The sequence below is a fragment of the Metapseudomonas resinovorans DSM 21078 genome (genome assembly GCF_000423545.1).
Lineage (GTDB): Bacteria > Pseudomonadota > Gammaproteobacteria > Pseudomonadales > Pseudomonadaceae > Metapseudomonas > Metapseudomonas resinovorans.
In genome coordinates this window covers 1-16072 of sequence record NZ_AUIE01000050.1, presented here as the reverse complement: position 1 = coordinate 16072, position 16072 = coordinate 1, and the positions used below count along the sequence as shown (strand labels likewise).

The 16072-nt window shown below is 59.0% G+C and carries 13 protein-coding genes and 1 tRNA gene; all 14 read left to right on the top strand.

The window, feature by feature from the left end; translation table 11 throughout:
• A partial coding sequence (locus tag G559_RS0123245; protein WP_028629290.1) for an EF-Tu C-terminal domain-related protein occupies window positions 1-300 on the top strand: 300 nt, incomplete at its 5' end.
• Between the two features lie 53 nt (window positions 301-353).
• Window positions 354-429 (top strand) — tRNA-Trp (locus G559_RS0123240).
• Between the two features lie 47 nt (window positions 430-476).
• Window positions 477-845, top strand: a complete 369-nt coding sequence (gene secE / locus G559_RS0123235; protein ID WP_028630538.1) for a preprotein translocase subunit SecE — start codon at window positions 477-479, stop codon at window positions 843-845.
• A 10-nt stretch (window positions 846-855) separates the two neighbouring features.
• Window positions 856-1389 (top strand): transcription termination/antitermination protein NusG, encoded by a 534-nt coding sequence (gene nusG, locus G559_RS0123230; protein ID WP_028630537.1) that lies wholly within the window; start codon window positions 856-858, stop codon window positions 1387-1389.
• Window positions 1390-1505: 116 nt separating this feature from the next.
• Window positions 1506-1937, top strand: a complete 432-nt coding sequence (gene rplK, locus G559_RS0123225; protein WP_028630536.1) for a 50S ribosomal protein L11 — start codon at window positions 1506-1508, stop codon at window positions 1935-1937.
• A complete protein-coding gene (gene rplA / locus G559_RS0123220) occupies window positions 1937-2632 on the top strand; it encodes a 50S ribosomal protein L1 (RefSeq protein WP_028630535.1) in 696 nt (231 codons plus the stop codon). Before rplK ends, rplA begins: the two co-directional genes overlap by 1 nt.
• A 211-nt stretch (window positions 2633-2843) precedes the next feature.
• Window positions 2844-3344 carry a 50S ribosomal protein L10 gene (gene rplJ / locus G559_RS0123215; RefSeq protein WP_016490524.1) on the top strand — a complete coding sequence of 167 codons (501 nt, stop codon included), beginning with the start codon at window positions 2844-2846 and terminating at the stop codon, window positions 3342-3344.
• 84 nt (window positions 3345-3428) lie between these two features.
• Window positions 3429-3797: a 50S ribosomal protein L7/L12 gene (gene rplL, locus G559_RS0123210; protein WP_028630534.1), complete on the top strand. Its 369-nt coding sequence runs from the start codon at window positions 3429-3431 to the stop codon at window positions 3795-3797.
• Between the two features lie 221 nt (window positions 3798-4018).
• A complete protein-coding gene (gene rpoB, locus G559_RS0123205; RefSeq protein WP_028630533.1) occupies window positions 4019-8092 on the top strand; it encodes a DNA-directed RNA polymerase subunit beta in 4074 nt (1357 codons plus the stop codon).
• Window positions 8093-8159: 67 nt separating this feature from the next.
• Window positions 8160-12365, top strand: a complete 4206-nt coding sequence (gene rpoC, locus G559_RS0123200) for a DNA-directed RNA polymerase subunit beta' (protein WP_028630532.1) — start codon at window positions 8160-8162, stop codon at window positions 12363-12365.
• A 144-nt stretch (window positions 12366-12509) separates the two neighbouring features.
• Window positions 12510-12881, top strand: coding sequence for a 30S ribosomal protein S12 (rpsL, locus tag G559_RS0123195; RefSeq protein ID WP_003448708.1), 372 nt, complete (start codon window positions 12510-12512; stop codon window positions 12879-12881).
• A 108-nt stretch (window positions 12882-12989) separates the two neighbouring features.
• Window positions 12990-13460, top strand: a complete 471-nt coding sequence (gene rpsG, locus G559_RS0123190) for a 30S ribosomal protein S7 (protein ID WP_016490528.1) — start codon at window positions 12990-12992, stop codon at window positions 13458-13460.
• Window positions 13461-13478: 18 nt separating this feature from the next.
• Window positions 13479-15599 (top strand): elongation factor G, encoded by a 2121-nt coding sequence (fusA, locus tag G559_RS0123185; RefSeq protein ID WP_028630531.1) that lies wholly within the window; start codon window positions 13479-13481, stop codon window positions 15597-15599.
• A 30-nt stretch (window positions 15600-15629) separates the two neighbouring features.
• On the top strand, window positions 15630-16072 hold a 443-nt coding region (locus tag G559_RS0123180), incomplete at its 3' end, for a GTP-binding protein (RefSeq protein ID WP_028630530.1).

Below are 16072 nucleotides of genomic sequence, written 5' to 3'. Positions count from 1 at the left end.
CCGGGCACCATCAAGCCGCACACCAAGTTCGAGTGCGAAGTGTACGTGCTGTCCAAAGAAGAAGGTGGTCGTCACACCCCGTTCTTCAAGGGCTACCGTCCGCAGTTCTACTTCCGTACCACCGACGTGACCGGTAACTGCGAACTGCCGGAAGGCGTAGAGATGGTAATGCCGGGCGACAACATCAAGATGGTTGTCACCCTGATCGCTCCGATCGCCATGGAAGACGGCCTGCGCTTCGCGATCCGCGAAGGTGGTCGTACCGTTGGTGCCGGTGTTGTGGCCAAGATCATCGAATAACGACTTGATCTTGGTGTGTCAGGCCGGCATAATGGTCGGCCTGACTTTGTTACAGGCCAGTAGCTCAATTGGCAGAGCGGCGGTCTCCAAAACCGCAGGTTGGGGGTTCGATTCCCTCCTGGCCTGCCAGATTCCAAGAATGAGAATCTGGCATTTCTCTCACAGGATCCTAGCTGATGAATGCCAAGGCTGAAGCCAAAGAAGCACGCTTCGACGTTCTGAAGTGGGTTGTTGTGGTGGCTCTTGTTGCTGTTGGTGTGGTCGGTAATCAGTATTTTTCTGCTGAACCGATCCTGTATCGCGTTCTCGCGCTTCTCGCTCTTGCTGCTGTTGCTGCTGTTGTGGCTCTGCAGACTACTAAGGGTCAGGCTTTCTTTGTTCTTGCCAAGGAAGCTCGCGCGGAAATTCGCAAGGTTGTTTGGCCGACCCGTCAGGAAACCACCCAGACCACTCTGATTGTTGTGGCTGTCGTGCTGGTAATGGCGCTGCTGTTGTGGGGGCTTGATACCCTGCTCGGCTGGCTTGTTTCGTTGATTGTTGGTTAATAGGTGCGCCGTGGCTAAGCGTTGGTACGTTGTGCATGCTTATTCGGGTTACGAGAAGCATGTCATGCGCTCGCTGATTGAGCGCGTCAAGCTGGCTGGCATGGAAGACGAGTTCGGCGAGATTCTGGTCCCCACCGAAGAAGTGGTGGAGATGCGTAATGGCCAGAAGCGCAAGAGCGAGCGTAAGTTCTTCCCTGGCTATGTCCTGGTCCAGATGGAAATGAACGAGGCGACTTGGCACCTGATCAAGGATACGCCGCGCGTCATGGGCTTCATTGGTGGTACCGCCGATAAGCCGGCTCCCATCACTGAGAAGGAAGCCGAGGCTATCCTGCGGCGTGTTGCTGATAGTGGCGACAAGCCGAAGCCGAAGACCCTGTTTGAGCCGGGCGAGACTGTTCGTGTCATTGATGGTCCGTTTGCTGACTTCAATGGTGTTGTTGAGGAAGTTAACTACGAAAAGAGTCGGATCCAGGTGGCCGTGCTCATTTTCGGTCGCTCTACCCCGGTGGAGCTGGAGTTCAGTCAGGTCGAGAAGGCTTAACTGACAATGGCATCCCAACCCCGCAGCCCTAGGTTGCGGGGTTTTGTCGTCATTGGGATAAACGCGAAAGCAATCGGGGAGCCTTTGGGCGCTAGAACCCGTAACTGGAGTTATACATGGCTAAGAAGATTCAAGCTTATATCAAGCTGCAAGTGAAGGCCGCTCAGGCCAACCCGTCGCCGCCGGTCGGTCCAGCTCTGGGTCAGCACGGCGTGAACATCATGGAATTCTGCAAGGCGTTCAACGCCAGGACTCAGGGCCTCGAGCCGGGTCTGCCGACTCCTGTGATCATTACCGTATACAGCGACCGCAGCTTCACTTTCGAGACCAAGAGCACCCCTGCCTCCGTACTGCTGAAGAAAGCAGCCGGTATCGCCAGCGGTTCCCCACGTCCGAACACCCAGAAGGTAGGCACCGTTACCCGTGCTCAGCTGGAAGAGATCGCTAAAGCCAAGAAGGCTGATCTGACTGCAGCTGACCTGGATGCGGCCGTGCGTAGCATCGCCGGCTCCGCTCGTAGCATGGGCCTGAACGTGGAGGGTGTGTAATGGCTAAGCTGACCAAGCGCCAAAAGGCAATTGCCGAGAAAGTAGAAGCTGGCAAACAGTACGCTTTCGAGGACGCCGCCAAACTGCTGGCTGAACTGGCTACCTCCAAGTTCAAGGAGTCCGTGGATATCGCCATTAACCTGGGCGTCGATCCGCGTAAATCCGACCAGGTCGTTCGTGGTGCCACCGTTCTGCCGAATGGTACCGGTAGGAGCGTCCGCGTTGCCGTGTTCACTCAGGGTCCTGCTGCCGAAGCCGCACTGGCTGCCGGCGCCGACCGCGTTGGCATGGACGAGCTGGCTGCCGAGATGAAGGGCGGCGACCTGAGCTACGACGTGGTCATCGCCTCTCCGGACGCAATGCGTGTCGTCGGTCAGTTGGGCCAGATCCTCGGTCCGCGCGGCCTGATGCCGAACCCGAAGGTCGGTACCGTGACTCCGGACGTGGCTACCGCTGTCAAGAATGCCAAGGCTGGTCAGGTTCGTTTCCGTACTGACAAGAACGGCATCATTCACGCTTCTGTGGGTAAGGTCGACTTCGAGCCGGTCAAGCTGAAGCAGAACGTGGAAGCCCTGCTGGTTGATCTGAAGCGTCTGAAGCCGTCGACCTCGAAAGGCGTCTACGTCCAGCGCGTGACCCTGAGCAGCACCATGGGTCCGGGTCTGCAGATCGACCAGGCTTCGCTGGAAGCCTAAGAAATAAAGTCGCAGCGGGCTCGCCCGCTGTGCAGGTATTGGGGTCCCTGCCTGGCGGGGGCTATCCAAGACCGTAGGCGGCGAAAGCCTCAAACCGGGAATCGATTCCCGAGCCTACGCAGATGGTGCTCCCGATTCGGTTGCCGAATCAGACACCAAAACGCCGTCCGGCCTCGGCCGGACGAAACGGTAACATCCAGGAGTTAGACCCGTGGCAATTAAACTCGAAGACAAGAAGGCCATCGTCGCTGAAGTCAACGAGGCTGCCAAAGCTGGCCTGTCCGCTGTCGTGGCTGATGCCCGTGGCGTGACCGTAGCCGCTATGACCGGACTCCGTAAAGAGGCCCGCGAGGCTGGTGTGTACGTACGTGTTGTGCGTAACACTCTGGCTCGTCGCGCCGTTGCCGGCACTCAGTTCGAAGTGCTCAACGACGTGTTCAAAGGCCCGACCCTGATTGCGTTCTCCAACGAACATCCGGGCGCTGCTGCTCGTATCTTCAAGGAATTCGCCAAGGGTCAGGACAAGTTCGAGATCAAGGCCGCTGCATTCGAGGGCCAGTTCCTCGCAGCCAATCAGATCGACGTACTGGCGACCCTGCCGACCTACAACGAAGCCGTTGCACAGCTGATGAGCGTTATCCAAGGCGCTACCAGCAAGCTGGCTCGTACTCTGGCGGCAATTCGCGACCAGAAAGAAGGCGCTGCTGCCTGATCCAGGCCGCATAGTCCCTTTCACGCTACTTTGTTCAATTTTTGATGGCCGCGAAGGCTGTCCACCAATACAGGAATTAGAGTCATGGCTCTGACCAACGAAGACATCATCAACGCCGTATCCGAAATGTCCGTCATGCAGATCGTTGAACTGATCAAAGCGATGGAAGAGAAGTTCGGTGTTACCGCTGCTGCTGCCGTTGCTGCTGGCCCGGCTGCTGCCGCTGCTGTTGTCGAAGAACAAACCGAGTTCAACATCATCCTGACCGAAGCCGGCGAGAAGAAAGTGAACGTCATCAAAGTCGTTCGCGAACTGACCGGTCTGGGTCTGAAAGAAGCCAAAGCAGTTGTTGACGGCGCCCCGGGCGTGGTCAAGGAAGGCGCTTCCAAGGAAGAGGCCGAAGCTGCCAAGAAAGCTCTGGAAGAAGCTGGCGCCAAAGTCGAGCTCAAGTAAGCGACGACCTTGCGTCAACAGCCGGTGCGCTCCGCGCAAGGCTGACGGCTGGTGGCTTATGCCACCGGCCTTTTTCCGTTCTAGGTGGTTGTCTCCGTACGCTACCCGGAACGTGACCCGACCTCCAGTGGGAGGCGGAGCAGACCAAGGGGTCTGCAAGATTTTCTGGCTACTCCCGTCGGAGGGGCCAAACAAGCAGGTGACCAAGCTGGGGAACGCTGATGGCTTACTCATACACTGAGAAAAAACGTATCCGCAAAGACTTTAGCAAGTTGCCGGACGTCATGGATGTACCCTACCTCCTGGCCATCCAGCTGGATTCGTATCGCGAATTCCTGCAGGCGGGAGTCAGCAAAGAGCAGTTCCGTGACATCGGTCTGCACGCGGCCTTCAAGTCTGTTTTCCCGATCATCAGCTATTCCGGCAATGCCGCCCTGGAATACGTCGGTTATCGCCTGGGCGAGCCGGCCTTCGATGTCAAGGAATGCGTGCTGCGTGGCGTGACTTTCGCCGTGCCGCTGCGGGTAAAAGTCCGTCTGATCATCTTCGACAAAGAGTCGTCGAACAAAGCGATCAAGGACATCAAGGAGCAAGAAGTCTACATGGGGGAAATCCCCCTGATGACCGAGAACGGTACCTTCATCATCAACGGTACCGAGCGCGTCATCGTGTCCCAGCTGCACCGCTCCCCGGGCGTGTTCTTCGATCATGACCGTGGCAAGACGCACAGCTCGGGCAAGCTGCTGTACTCCGCTCGCATCATTCCTTATCGCGGTTCCTGGTTGGACTTCGAGTTCGATCCGAAGGACTGCGTGTTCGTGCGTATCGACCGTCGCCGCAAACTGCCGGCTACTGTCCTGCTGCGCGCACTGAACTACACCACCGAAGAAGTGCTGAACGCCTTCTACGCGACCAACGTCTTCCACGTGAAGGGCGAGGGCCTGCACCTGGAGCTGGTACCGCACCGTCTGCGCGGCGAGATCGCCGTGTTCGACATCAAGGACCAGAACGGCAAGGTGATCGTAGAGCAGGGTCGTCGTATCACTGCCCGCCACATCAATCAGCTGGAAAAAGCCGGTATCAAGGAACTGGAAGTCCCGATGGACTACGTCCTTGGCCGTACCTCGGCTAAGGCCATCGTGCATCCGGCCACCGGCGAGATCATTGCCGAGTGCAATACCGAGCTGACCACCGACCTGCTGGTGAAGATTGCCAAGGCCCAGGTCGTTCGCATCGAGACCCTGTACACCAACGACATCGACTGCGGTCCGTTCATTTCAGACACCCTGAAGATCGACTCCACCGGCAACCAACTGGAAGCCCTGGTCGAGATCTACCGCATGATGCGCCCTGGCGAGCCGCCGACCAAGGAAGCCGCCGAGACCCTGTTCAACAACCTGTTCTTCAGCGCCGAGCGTTACGACCTGTCCGCCGTTGGTCGCATGAAGTTCAACCGCCGCATCGGTCGCTCCGAGATCGAAGGCTCGGGCGTGTTGAGCAAGGAAGACATCGTCGATGTCCTCAAGACTCTGGTCGACATCCGTAACGGCAAAGGCATCGTCGACGACATCGACCACCTGGGTAACCGTCGTGTCCGTTGCGTTGGCGAGATGGCCGAGAACCAGTTCCGTGTTGGCCTGGTGCGTGTAGAGCGCGCGGTCAAGGAACGTCTGTCCATGGCCGAAAGCGAAGGCTTGATGCCGCAGGACCTGATCAACGCCAAGCCTGTGGCAGCCGCGATCAAGGAGTTCTTCGGTTCCAGCCAGCTGTCCCAGTTCATGGACCAGAACAATCCGCTCTCCGAGATCACCCACAAGCGTCGTGTTTCTGCACTCGGCCCAGGTGGTCTGACCCGTGAGCGCGCGGGCTTCGAGGTTCGTGACGTACACCCGACCCACTACGGCCGCGTGTGCCCGATCGAAACCCCTGAAGGTCCGAACATCGGTCTGATCAACTCCCTGGCGACCTACGCCCGCACCAACCAGTACGGCTTCCTGGAAAGCCCGTACCGCGTTGTGAACGGCACTCAGGTGACTGACGAAATCGTTTTCCTCTCCGCCATCGAAGAGGCTGACCACGTTATCGCTCAGGCATCGGCAACGATGAACGAGAAAGGTCAGTTGGTCGACGAGCTGGTGGCCGTGCGTCACCTGAACGAATTCACCGTCAAGGCGCCTGAAGACGTGACCCTGATGGACGTTTCGCCGAAGCAGGTCGTGTCCGTCGCTGCCTCGCTGATTCCGTTCCTCGAACACGATGACGCCAACCGTGCACTCATGGGTTCGAACATGCAGCGTCAGGCTGTGCCGACCCTGCGTGCCGACAAGCCCCTGGTCGGCACCGGCATGGAGCGCAACGTAGCTCGCGACTCCGGCGTTTGCGTCGTAGCTCGCCGTGGCGGCGTGATCGACTCCGTCGATGCCAGTCGAATCGTAGTTCGCGTCAATGACGACGAAGTTGAAACCGGCGAAGCCGGTGTCGACATCTACAACCTGACCAAGTACACCCGTTCCAACCAGAACACCTGCATCAACCAGCGTCCGCTGGTGCAGAAGGGTGATGTGGTCGCTCGTGCCGACATCCTGGCTGACGGCCCGTCCACTGACATGGGCGAGCTGGCTCTCGGGCAGAACATGCGCGTGGCGTTCATGCCTTGGAACGGCTTCAACTTCGAAGACTCCATCTGCCTGTCCGAGCGTGTGGTCCAGGAAGACCGCTTCACCACTATCCACATCCAGGAACTGACCTGTGTGGCGCGTGATACCAAGCTCGGCCCAGAGGAAATCACTGCGGACATCCCGAACGTGGGTGAGGCAGCGCTGAACAAGCTGGACGAAGCCGGTATCGTCTACGTTGGTGCTGAAGTGCAGGCTGGCGACATCCTGGTCGGTAAGGTCACTCCGAAAGGCGAGACCCAGCTGACTCCAGAAGAGAAGCTGTTGCGCGCGATCTTCGGTGAGAAGGCTTCCGACGTTAAGGACACTTCCCTGCGTGTGCCGACTGGCACCAAAGGTACCGTCATCGACGTGCAAGTCTTCACCCGCGATGGCGTCGAGCGTGATAGCCGCGCGCTGTCCATCGAGAAGATGCAGCTTGATGAGATCCGCAAGGACCTGAACGAAGAGTTCCGCATTGTCGAAGGTGCTACCTTCGAGCGACTGCGTTCCGCTCTGGTTGGCCAGGTTGCCGAAGGCGGCGCTGGCGTGAAGAAGGGCACCGAGATCACCGACGAGTACCTCGACGGCCTCGAGCGCGGCCAGTGGTTCAAGCTGCGCATGTCGGAAGACGCCCTGAACGAGCAGCTGGAAAAGGCCCAGGCCTACCTGTCTGACCGTCGCCAGATGTTGGACGACAAGTTCGAAGACAAGAAGCGCAAGCTGCAGCAAGGCGATGACCTGGCTCCAGGCGTGCTGAAGATCGTCAAGGTCTACCTGGCCATCAAGCGCCGCATCCAGCCGGGCGACAAGATGGCGGGCCGTCACGGTAACAAGGGTGTGGTCTCCGTGATCATGCCGGTCGAAGACATGCCGCACGACGCCAATGGCACTCCTGTGGACATCGTTCTGAACCCGCTGGGCGTACCGTCTCGTATGAACGTTGGGCAGATCCTTGAAACCCACCTGGGCCTCGCGGCCAAAGGCTTGGGCGAGAAGATCAACCGCATGATGGAAGAGCAGCGCAAGATTGCTGAACTGCGCGAGTTCCTCCACGAGATCTACAACGAGATCGGCGGACGTCAGGAAAGCCTCAGCGAGCTGAGCGACCAGGAAATCCTGGATCTGGCGAACAACCTGAAGGGCGGCGTACCCATGGCCACCCCAGTGTTCGACGGTGCCAAGGAAAGCGAAATCAAGGCGATGCTGAAGCTTGCCGACCTGCCGGAAAGCGGTCAGATGCGCCTGTTCGATGGTCGTACCGGTAATCAGTTCGAGCGTCCGACCACCGTCGGCTACATGTACATGCTCAAGCTGAACCACCTGGTCGACGACAAGATGCACGCACGTTCCACCGGCTCCTACAGCCTGGTTACTCAGCAGCCGCTGGGTGGTAAGGCGCAGTTCGGTGGCCAGCGTTTCGGGGAGATGGAGGTCTGGGCACTGGAAGCCTACGGTGCCGCCTACACCCTGCAGGAAATGCTGACCGTGAAGTCGGACGACGTGAACGGCCGGACCAAGATGTACAAGAACATCGTGGACGGCGATCACCGCATGGAGGCCGGCATGCCCGAGTCCTTCAACGTGTTGATCAAAGAGATCCGCTCGCTCGGCATCGACATCGAACTGGAAACCGAATAACACGCGACGCCCAAAACGCTACGGCTGGTCAAGGCTGGTCGTAGCGGGTCCGTGAGGAGGAAAGGCCTTGAAAGACTTGCTGAATCTGTTGAAAAACCAGGGTCAAATCGAAGAGTTCGATGCCATCCGTATTGGACTGGCTTCGCCCGAGATGATCCGTTCCTGGTCCTTCGGTGAAGTGAAGAAGCCGGAGACCATCAACTACCGTACCTTCAAGCCGGAGCGTGATGGCCTCTTCTGCGCCAAGATCTTCGGCCCGGTGAAGGACTACGAGTGCCTGTGCGGTAAGTACAAGCGCCTGAAGCACCGTGGTGTGATTTGCGAGAAGTGCGGCGTGGAAGTCGCTCTGGCCAAGGTGCGCCGTGAGCGCATGGGCCATATCGAGCTGGCATCGCCAGTCGCCCACATCTGGTTCCTGAAGTCCCTGCCGTCGCGTATCGGCCTGCTGCTGGACATGACCCTGCGTGACATCGAGCGCGTGCTCTATTTCGAGAGCTACGTGGTGATCGATCCGGGTATGACCACCCTGGAAAAGGGCCAGTTACTGAACGACGAGCAGTACTTCGAATCTCTCGAAGAGTTCGGTGACGACTTCGATGCGCGCATGGGCGCCGAAGCTGTTCGCGAACTGCTCAACGCGATCGACCTGGAGCACGAGATTGGCCGCCTGCGCGAGGAAATCCCGCAGACCAACTCGGAAACCAAGATCAAGAAGCTGTCCAAGCGTCTGAAGCTGATGGAGGCCTTCAAGGACTCCGGCAACCATCCTGAGTGGATGGTGCTGACCGTCCTGCCAGTCCTGCCGCCGGACCTGCGTCCGCTGGTTCCGCTGGATGGCGGCCGCTTCGCGACTTCCGACCTGAACGATCTGTATCGTCGCGTCATCAACCGTAACAACCGCCTGAAGCGCCTGCTCGACCTGGCTGCTCCGGACATCATCGTGCGCAACGAAAAGCGCATGCTGCAGGAAGCTGTCGATGCCCTGCTGGACAACGGTCGTCGCGGCCGTGCCATCACAGGCTCGAACAAGCGCCCGCTGAAGTCCCTGGCCGACATGATCAAGGGTAAGCAAGGTCGTTTCCGTCAGAACCTGCTCGGTAAGCGCGTGGACTACTCCGGCCGTTCGGTAATCACCGTCGGTCCGACCCTGCGCCTGCACCAGTGCGGTCTGCCCAAGAAGATGGCTCTCGAGCTGTTCAAGCCGTTCATCTTCGGCAAACTGGAAGCCCGCGGTATGGCCACCACCATCAAGGCGGCCAAGAAGATGGTCGAGCGCGAGCTGCCCGAGGTCTGGGACGTTCTCGCCGAAGTCATCCGCGAGCATCCGGTACTGCTGAACCGCGCGCCGACCCTGCACCGCCTGGGTATCCAGGCGTTCGAGCCGGTCCTCATCGAAGGCAAGGCTATCCAGCTGCACCCGCTGGTCTGCGCTGCGTACAACGCCGACTTCGACGGTGACCAGATGGCCGTTCACGTTCCGCTGACCCTCGAGGCCCAGCTGGAAGCGCGTGCGTTGATGATGTCCACCAACAACATCCTGTCCCCCGCCAACGGCGAGCCGATCATCGTGCCGTCGCAGGACGTGGTACTGGGTCTGTACTACATGACCCGCGAAGCCGTTAACGCCAAGGGCGAAGGCCGCGTGTTCGCTGACCTGCAGGAAGTCGACCGCGTGTTCCGCGCCGGCGAGGCGTCCCTGCACGCCCGCGTGAAAGTGCGGATCAAGGAAGTCGTGAAGGAAAAGGACGGCTCTATCTCCAAGAACACTCGCATCGTCGACACCACTGTCGGTCGCGCGCTGCTGTTCCAGGTGGTGCCGGCCGGCCTGTCCTTCGACGTGGTCAACCAGCCGATGAAGAAGAAGGCGATCTCCAAGCTGATCAACCAGTGCTACCGCGTGGTTGGTCTGAAGGACACCGTCATCTTCGCTGACCAGCTGATGTACACCGGTTTCGCTTACTCCACCATTTCTGGTGTCTCGATCGGCGTGAACGACTTCGTCATTCCGGACGAAAAGGCGCGCATCATCGACGCCGCCACCGAGGAAGTGAAGGAGATCGAATCCCAGTACGCCTCCGGCCTGGTAACCCAGGGCGAGAAGTACAACAAGGTGATCGACCTTTGGTCCAAGGCCAACGACGAAGTGTCCAAGGCGATGATGTCCAACCTCTCGAAAGAGAAGGTCATCGACCGCGAGGGCAAGGAAGTCGACCAGGAGTCCTTCAACTCCATGTACATGATGGCGGACTCCGGTGCGCGGGGCTCGGCTGCACAGATTCGTCAGCTGGCCGGTATGCGTGGCCTGATGGCCAAGCCGGACGGCTCCATCATCGAGACCCCCATCACCGCGAACTTCCGTGAAGGTCTGAACGTACTGCAGTACTTCATCTCCACTCACGGTGCTCGTAAGGGTCTGGCGGATACCGCCCTGAAGACCGCGAACTCCGGTTACCTGACTCGTCGTCTCGTAGACGTCGCCCAGGATCTGGTAGTGACCGAGATCGACTGCGGCACCGAGCACGGCCTGCTGATGACGCCGCACATCGAAGGCGGCGACGTGGTCGAGCCTCTGGGTGAGCGTGTACTGGGTCGTGTTATTGCCCGTGACGTGTTCAAGCCGGGTAGCGACGATGGCGAAGTGATCGTTCCTGCCGGCACCCTGATCGATGAGCAGTGGGTCGAGTTTGTCGAGCGCATGAGCGTCGACGAAGTGATCGTGCGTTCGCCGATCACCTGCGAAACCCGCTACGGCATCTGCGCCAAGTGCTACGGCCGTGATCTGGCTCGTGGTCACCAGGTGAACATCGGTGAGGCGGTTGGCGTAATTGCCGCCCAGTCCATCGGTGAGCCGGGTACCCAGCTGACCATGCGTACCTTCCACATCGGTGGTGCGGCTAGCCGGACCTCCGCGGCTGACAACGTCCAGGTTAAAAATGGCGGCACCATCCGTCTGCACAACCTGAAGCATGTCGAGCGTCTGGACGGTGCCCTGGTGGCAGTGTCCCGTTCCGGTGAGCTGGCCGTGGCCGACGACTTCGGTCGTGAGCGCGAGCGCTACAAGCTGCCGTACGGTGCTGTGATTTCGGTGAAGGAAGGCGACAAGGTCGACCCGGGCGCAATCGTCGCCAAGTGGGACCCGCACACCCACCCGATCGTGACCGAAATGAAGGGTACTGTGACCTTCGTCGGCATGGAGGAGGGCATCACCATCAAGCGTCAGACCGACGAGCTGACAGGTCTGACCAACATCGAGGTTCTTGATCCGAAGGACCGTCCGGCCGCTGGCAAGGACATCCGTCCGGCTGTGAAGCTGGTCGATGCCAACGGCAAGGAACTTCTGCTGCCGGGCACTGATGTGCCTGCGCAGTACTTCCTGCCGGCAAACGCCCTGGTGGGGGTGGCCGACGGCGCCCAGGTGGGTGTGGGTGATGTAATCGCCCGTATCCCGCAGGAAACCTCGAAGACGCGCGACATCACCGGTGGTCTGCCGCGCGTGGCCGACCTGTTCGAAGCTCGCCGTCCGAAAGAGCCTTCGATCCTGGCGGAAGTCAGCGGCACCATCTCCTTCGGTAAGGAGACCAAGGGCAAGCGCCGTCTGGTCATTACCCCGAACGATGGCAGCGATCCGTACGAGGAGCTGATTCCGAAGTGGCGTCACCTCAACGTGTTCGAAGGCGAACAGGTGAACCGCGGCGAAGTTATCTCCGACGGCCCGAGCAACCCGCACGACATCCTGCGTCTGCTGGGTGTCAGCGCGCTGGCCAAGTACATCGTCAACGAGATTCAGGACGTGTACCGCTTGCAGGGCGTGAAGATCAACGACAAGCACATCGAGACCATCCTGCGTCAGATGCTGCGGAAGGTCGAGATCGCGGAGTCCGGCGATTCCAGTTTCATCAAGGGCGACCAGATGGAACTGACCCAGGTGCTGGAAGAGAACGAGCGTCTGGCGACTGAAGATCGCTTCATCGCCAAGTTCGAGCGCGTTCTGCTGGGTATCACCAAGGCCTCTCTGTCCACCGAGTCGTTCATTTCCGCGGCGTCCTTCCAGGAAACCACTCGCGTCCTCACCGAGGCAGCGGTTACCGGCAAGCGCGACTACCTGCGCGGCCTGAAGGAAAACGTGGTGGTAGGTCGTCTGATTCCGGCCGGTACCGGTCTGGCCTACCACAGTGAGCGCAAGCGTCAGCGCGAAGCCGGCAAGCCGCTCCGCGTCAGCGCCAGCGAAGTGGAAGCGGCGCTGACCGAAGCGTTGAACTCGAGCAGCAATTGAGTGCAAACCCCCGGCGGTCTTTACCGCCGGGGGCTTTGCCTTGACGGGGGCTATGAGTCTCTTTAGACTCATGCACCCCTAAATTTGGCAGGGCGCTTGGCTCTGTCATTTTGTTTATGTCGAAAGACAACAGTGGAGCTATAGATGGCAACTATTAACCAGCTGGTGCGTAAGCCGCGCAGCCGTATCGTCGAGAAATCCGACGTACCTGCGCTGCAAAACTGCCCGCAGCGTCGCGGCGTTTGCACCCGCGTCTACACCACCACGCCGAAGAAGCCGAACTCTGCACTGCGTAAAGTGTGCCGTGTTCGCCTGACCAACGGCTACGAAGTTACTTCGTACATCGGTGGTGAAGGTCACAACCTGCAAGAGCACAGCGTAGTGCTGATCCGTGGCGGTCGTGTAAAGGACCTTCCGGGTGTGCGTTACCACACTGTGCGCGGTTCGCTGGATACCACCGGCGTTAAAGACCGTAAGCAGGGTCGTTCCAAGTACGGTACCAAGCGTCCGAAATAATTCGGCGTTTAACAGTTTTTTTATTCATTGAGTCGATAAGAGTAAGGTCGGGCGTAACCGAATGGTTATGGTCCCGGGCTAACCTGAAGACCGTTTGAGGGCTTATCAATGCCAAGACGTCGTGTAGCAGCCAAGCGTGAGATTCTGGACGATCCGAAATACGGAAGCCTGATTCTCGCCAAGTTCATGAACCACGTGATGGAAAGCGGCAAGAAGGCCGTAGCCGAGCGCATCGTTTACGGTGCCCTGGATACCGTCAAAGCACGCAAGAACAGCGATCCCCTGGAGATCTTCGAGAAAGCTCTCGACGCCATCGCTCCGCTGGTCGAAGTCAAGTCCCGCCGCGTAGGCGGTGCTACTTACCAGGTTCCGGTCGAAGTTCGTCCGTCCCGTCGTAATGCCCTGGCCATGCGCTGGCTGGTCGAGTCCGCGCGCAAGCGTGGCGAGAAATCCATGGCCCTGCGTCTCGCGGGCGAGCTGCTGGATGCCTTCGATGGCAAAGGCGCTGCTGTCAAGAAGCGTGAAGATGTGCACCGCATGGCAGAGGCCAACAAGGCCTTCTCGCATTATCGCTTCTAATCTAGCGAGGATTTTTTCGTGGCTCGTACAACCCCTATCAACCGCTACCGTAACATCGGTATCTGCGCACACGTAGACGCCGGTAAGACCACTACGACGGAGCGGATCCTGTTCTACACAGGTCTCAGCCACAAAATGGGTGAGGTGCACGACGGTGCCGCCACTACCGACTGGATGGTTCAGGAGCAGGAGCGTGGTATTACCATTACCTCCGCTGCTGTAACAACCTTCTGGAAAGGTTCTCGTGGTCAGTTCGACAACTACCGCGTCAACGTGATCGACACCCCCGGCCACGTTGACTTCACCATCGAAGTAGAGCGTTCGCTGCGCGTGCTCGACGGTGCGGTCGTGGTCTTCTGTGGTACCTCCGGCGTTGAGCCGCAGTCCGAGACTGTATGGCGTCAAGCCAACAAGTACGGCGTGCCGCGCATCGTCTACGTGAACAAGATGGACCGTGCCGGCGCCAACTTCCTGCGCGTTGTAGGTCAGATCAAGAACCGTCTGGGCCACACTCCGGTTCCGGTTCAGCTGGCTATTGGCGCTGAAGACGACTTCCAGGGCCAGATCGACCTGATCAAGATGAAGGCGATCTACTGGAACGAAGACGACAAGGGTACTACGTACCGCGAGGAGGAGATCCCGGCCGAGCTTCAGGATCTGGCTGAAGAGTGGCGCTCCAACATGGTTGAGGCGGCTGCCGAAGCCAACGAAGAGCTGATGAACAAGTACCTGGAAGAGGGTGAGCTGACCGCCGAAGAAATCAAGGCTGGTCTGCGTGCTCGTACTCTGGCTAGCGAAATCGTTCCGGCTGTTTGCGGTTCTTCCTTCAAGAACAAGGGCGTGCCCCTGGTTCTCGACGCCGTGATCGACTTCCTGCCTGCTCCGACCGAGATTCCGCCGATCCAGGGTACCAACCCGGATAACGAGGAGATCGTCGACGAGCGTCGTGCAGACGATAGCGAGCCTTTCTCCGCTCTGGCGTTCAAGATCGCGACCGACCCGTTCGTCGGTACTCTGACCTTTGCTCGTGTTTACTCCGGCGTCCTCGCTTCCGGCGACTCCGTGCTGAACTCGGTAAAAGGCAAGAAAGAGCGCGTAGGTCGGATGGTGCAGATGCACGCCAACCAGCGTGAAGAGATCAAGGAATGCCGTGCTGGCGACATCGCTGCGCTGATCGGCATGAAGGACGTCACCACGGGTGACACGCTGTGCGATCTCGACAAGCCGATCATCCTTGAGCGCATGGACTTCCCGGAGCCGGTAATTTCCGTCGCCGTGGAGCCCAAGACCAAGGCAGACCAGGAGAAGATGGGTATCGCTCTGGGCAAGCTGGCCCAGGAAGATCCGTCCTTCCGCGTCAAGACCGACGAAGAGTCCGGTCAGACCATCATCTCCGGTATGGGTGAGCTGCACCTGGACATCATCGTCGATCGCATGAAGCGCGAGTTCGGCGTTGAGGCCAACATCGGTAAGCCTCAAGTGGCCTACCGTGAAACCATCACCAAGGACAACGTCGAGATCGAAGGCAAATTCGTTCGTCAGTCCGGTGGTCGTGGTCAGTTCGGTCACTGCTGGATCCGCTTCTCGGCTGCTGAAGTCGACGAGAAGGGCAACATCACCGAAGGTCTGGTGTTCACCAACGAAGTCGTGGGTGGTGTGATTCCGAAGGAATACATCCCGGCGATCCAGAAGGGTATCGAAGAGCAGATGAAGAACGGCGTTGTTGCCGGCTACCCGCTGCTCGGCCTGAAGGCCTCCGTCTTCGACGGTTCGTACCATGACGTTGACTCCAACGAAATGGCGTTCAAGATCGCTGCCTCCATGGCAACCAAGCAGCTGGCCCAGAAGGGTGGTGGTAAGGTGCTTGAGCCGATCATGAAGGTAGAGGTGGTGACTCCTGAGGACTACATGGGTGACGTGATGGGTGACCTGAACCGTCGTCGTGGTCTGATTCAGGGGATGGAAGACAGCGTTTCCGGTAAGGTGATCCGTGCCGAGGTTCCGCTGGGCGAGATGTTCGGTTATGCGACCGACGTGCGTTCCATGTCCCAGGGTCGCGCGAGCTACTCCATGGAATTCTCCAAATACGCCGAAGCTCCGTCGAATGTCGTCGAAGCACTGGTTAAAAAACAAGGTTGATTCAGCCCTTTAAGTAAGAGGTTTACTGTCGTGGCTAAAGAAAAATTTGAACGTAACAAACCGCACGTCAACGTTGGCACCATCGGTCACGTTGACCATGGCAAGACCACTCTGACTGCTGCTCTGACCAAGGTCTGCTCCGAGACCTGGGGCGGCTCCGCTCGTGCGTTCGACCAGATCGATAACGCGCCGGAGGAGAAGGCTCGCGGTATCACCATCAACACCTCCCACGTTGAGTACGATTCCGCCGTTCGTCACTACGCTCACGTTGACTGCCCTGGTCACGCTGACTATGTGAAGAACATGATCACCGGTGCCGCCCAAATGGATGGCGCGATCCTGGTTTGCTCCGCTGCTGACGGCCCCATGCCGCAGACTCGCGAGCACATCCTGCTGTCTCGTCAGGTAGGCGTTCCTTACATTGTCGTGTTCCTGAACAAGGCCGACATGGTTGACGACGCTGAGCTGCTGGA

Bases quoted from the DNA above. Each gene is read 5' to 3' on its own strand.
- rplK (WP_028630536.1), top strand. From the start codon at position 1,506: ATGGCTAAGAAGATTCAAGCTTATATCAAGCTGCAAGTGAAGGCCGCT.
- secE (WP_028630538.1), top strand. From the start codon at position 477: ATGAATGCCAAGGCTGAAGCCAAAGAAGCACGCTTCGACGTTCTGAAG.
- rplA (WP_028630535.1), top strand. From the start codon at position 1,937: ATGGCTAAGCTGACCAAGCGCCAAAAGGCAATTGCCGAGAAAGTAGAA.
- rpsL (WP_003448708.1), top strand. From the start codon at position 12,510: ATGGCAACTATTAACCAGCTGGTGCGTAAGCCGCGCAGCCGTATCGTC.
- rpsG (WP_016490528.1), top strand. From the start codon at position 12,990: ATGCCAAGACGTCGTGTAGCAGCCAAGCGTGAGATTCTGGACGATCCG.
- rpoB (WP_028630533.1), top strand. From the start codon at position 4,019: ATGGCTTACTCATACACTGAGAAAAAACGTATCCGCAAAGACTTTAGC.
- rplL (WP_028630534.1), top strand. From the start codon at position 3,429: ATGGCTCTGACCAACGAAGACATCATCAACGCCGTATCCGAAATGTCC.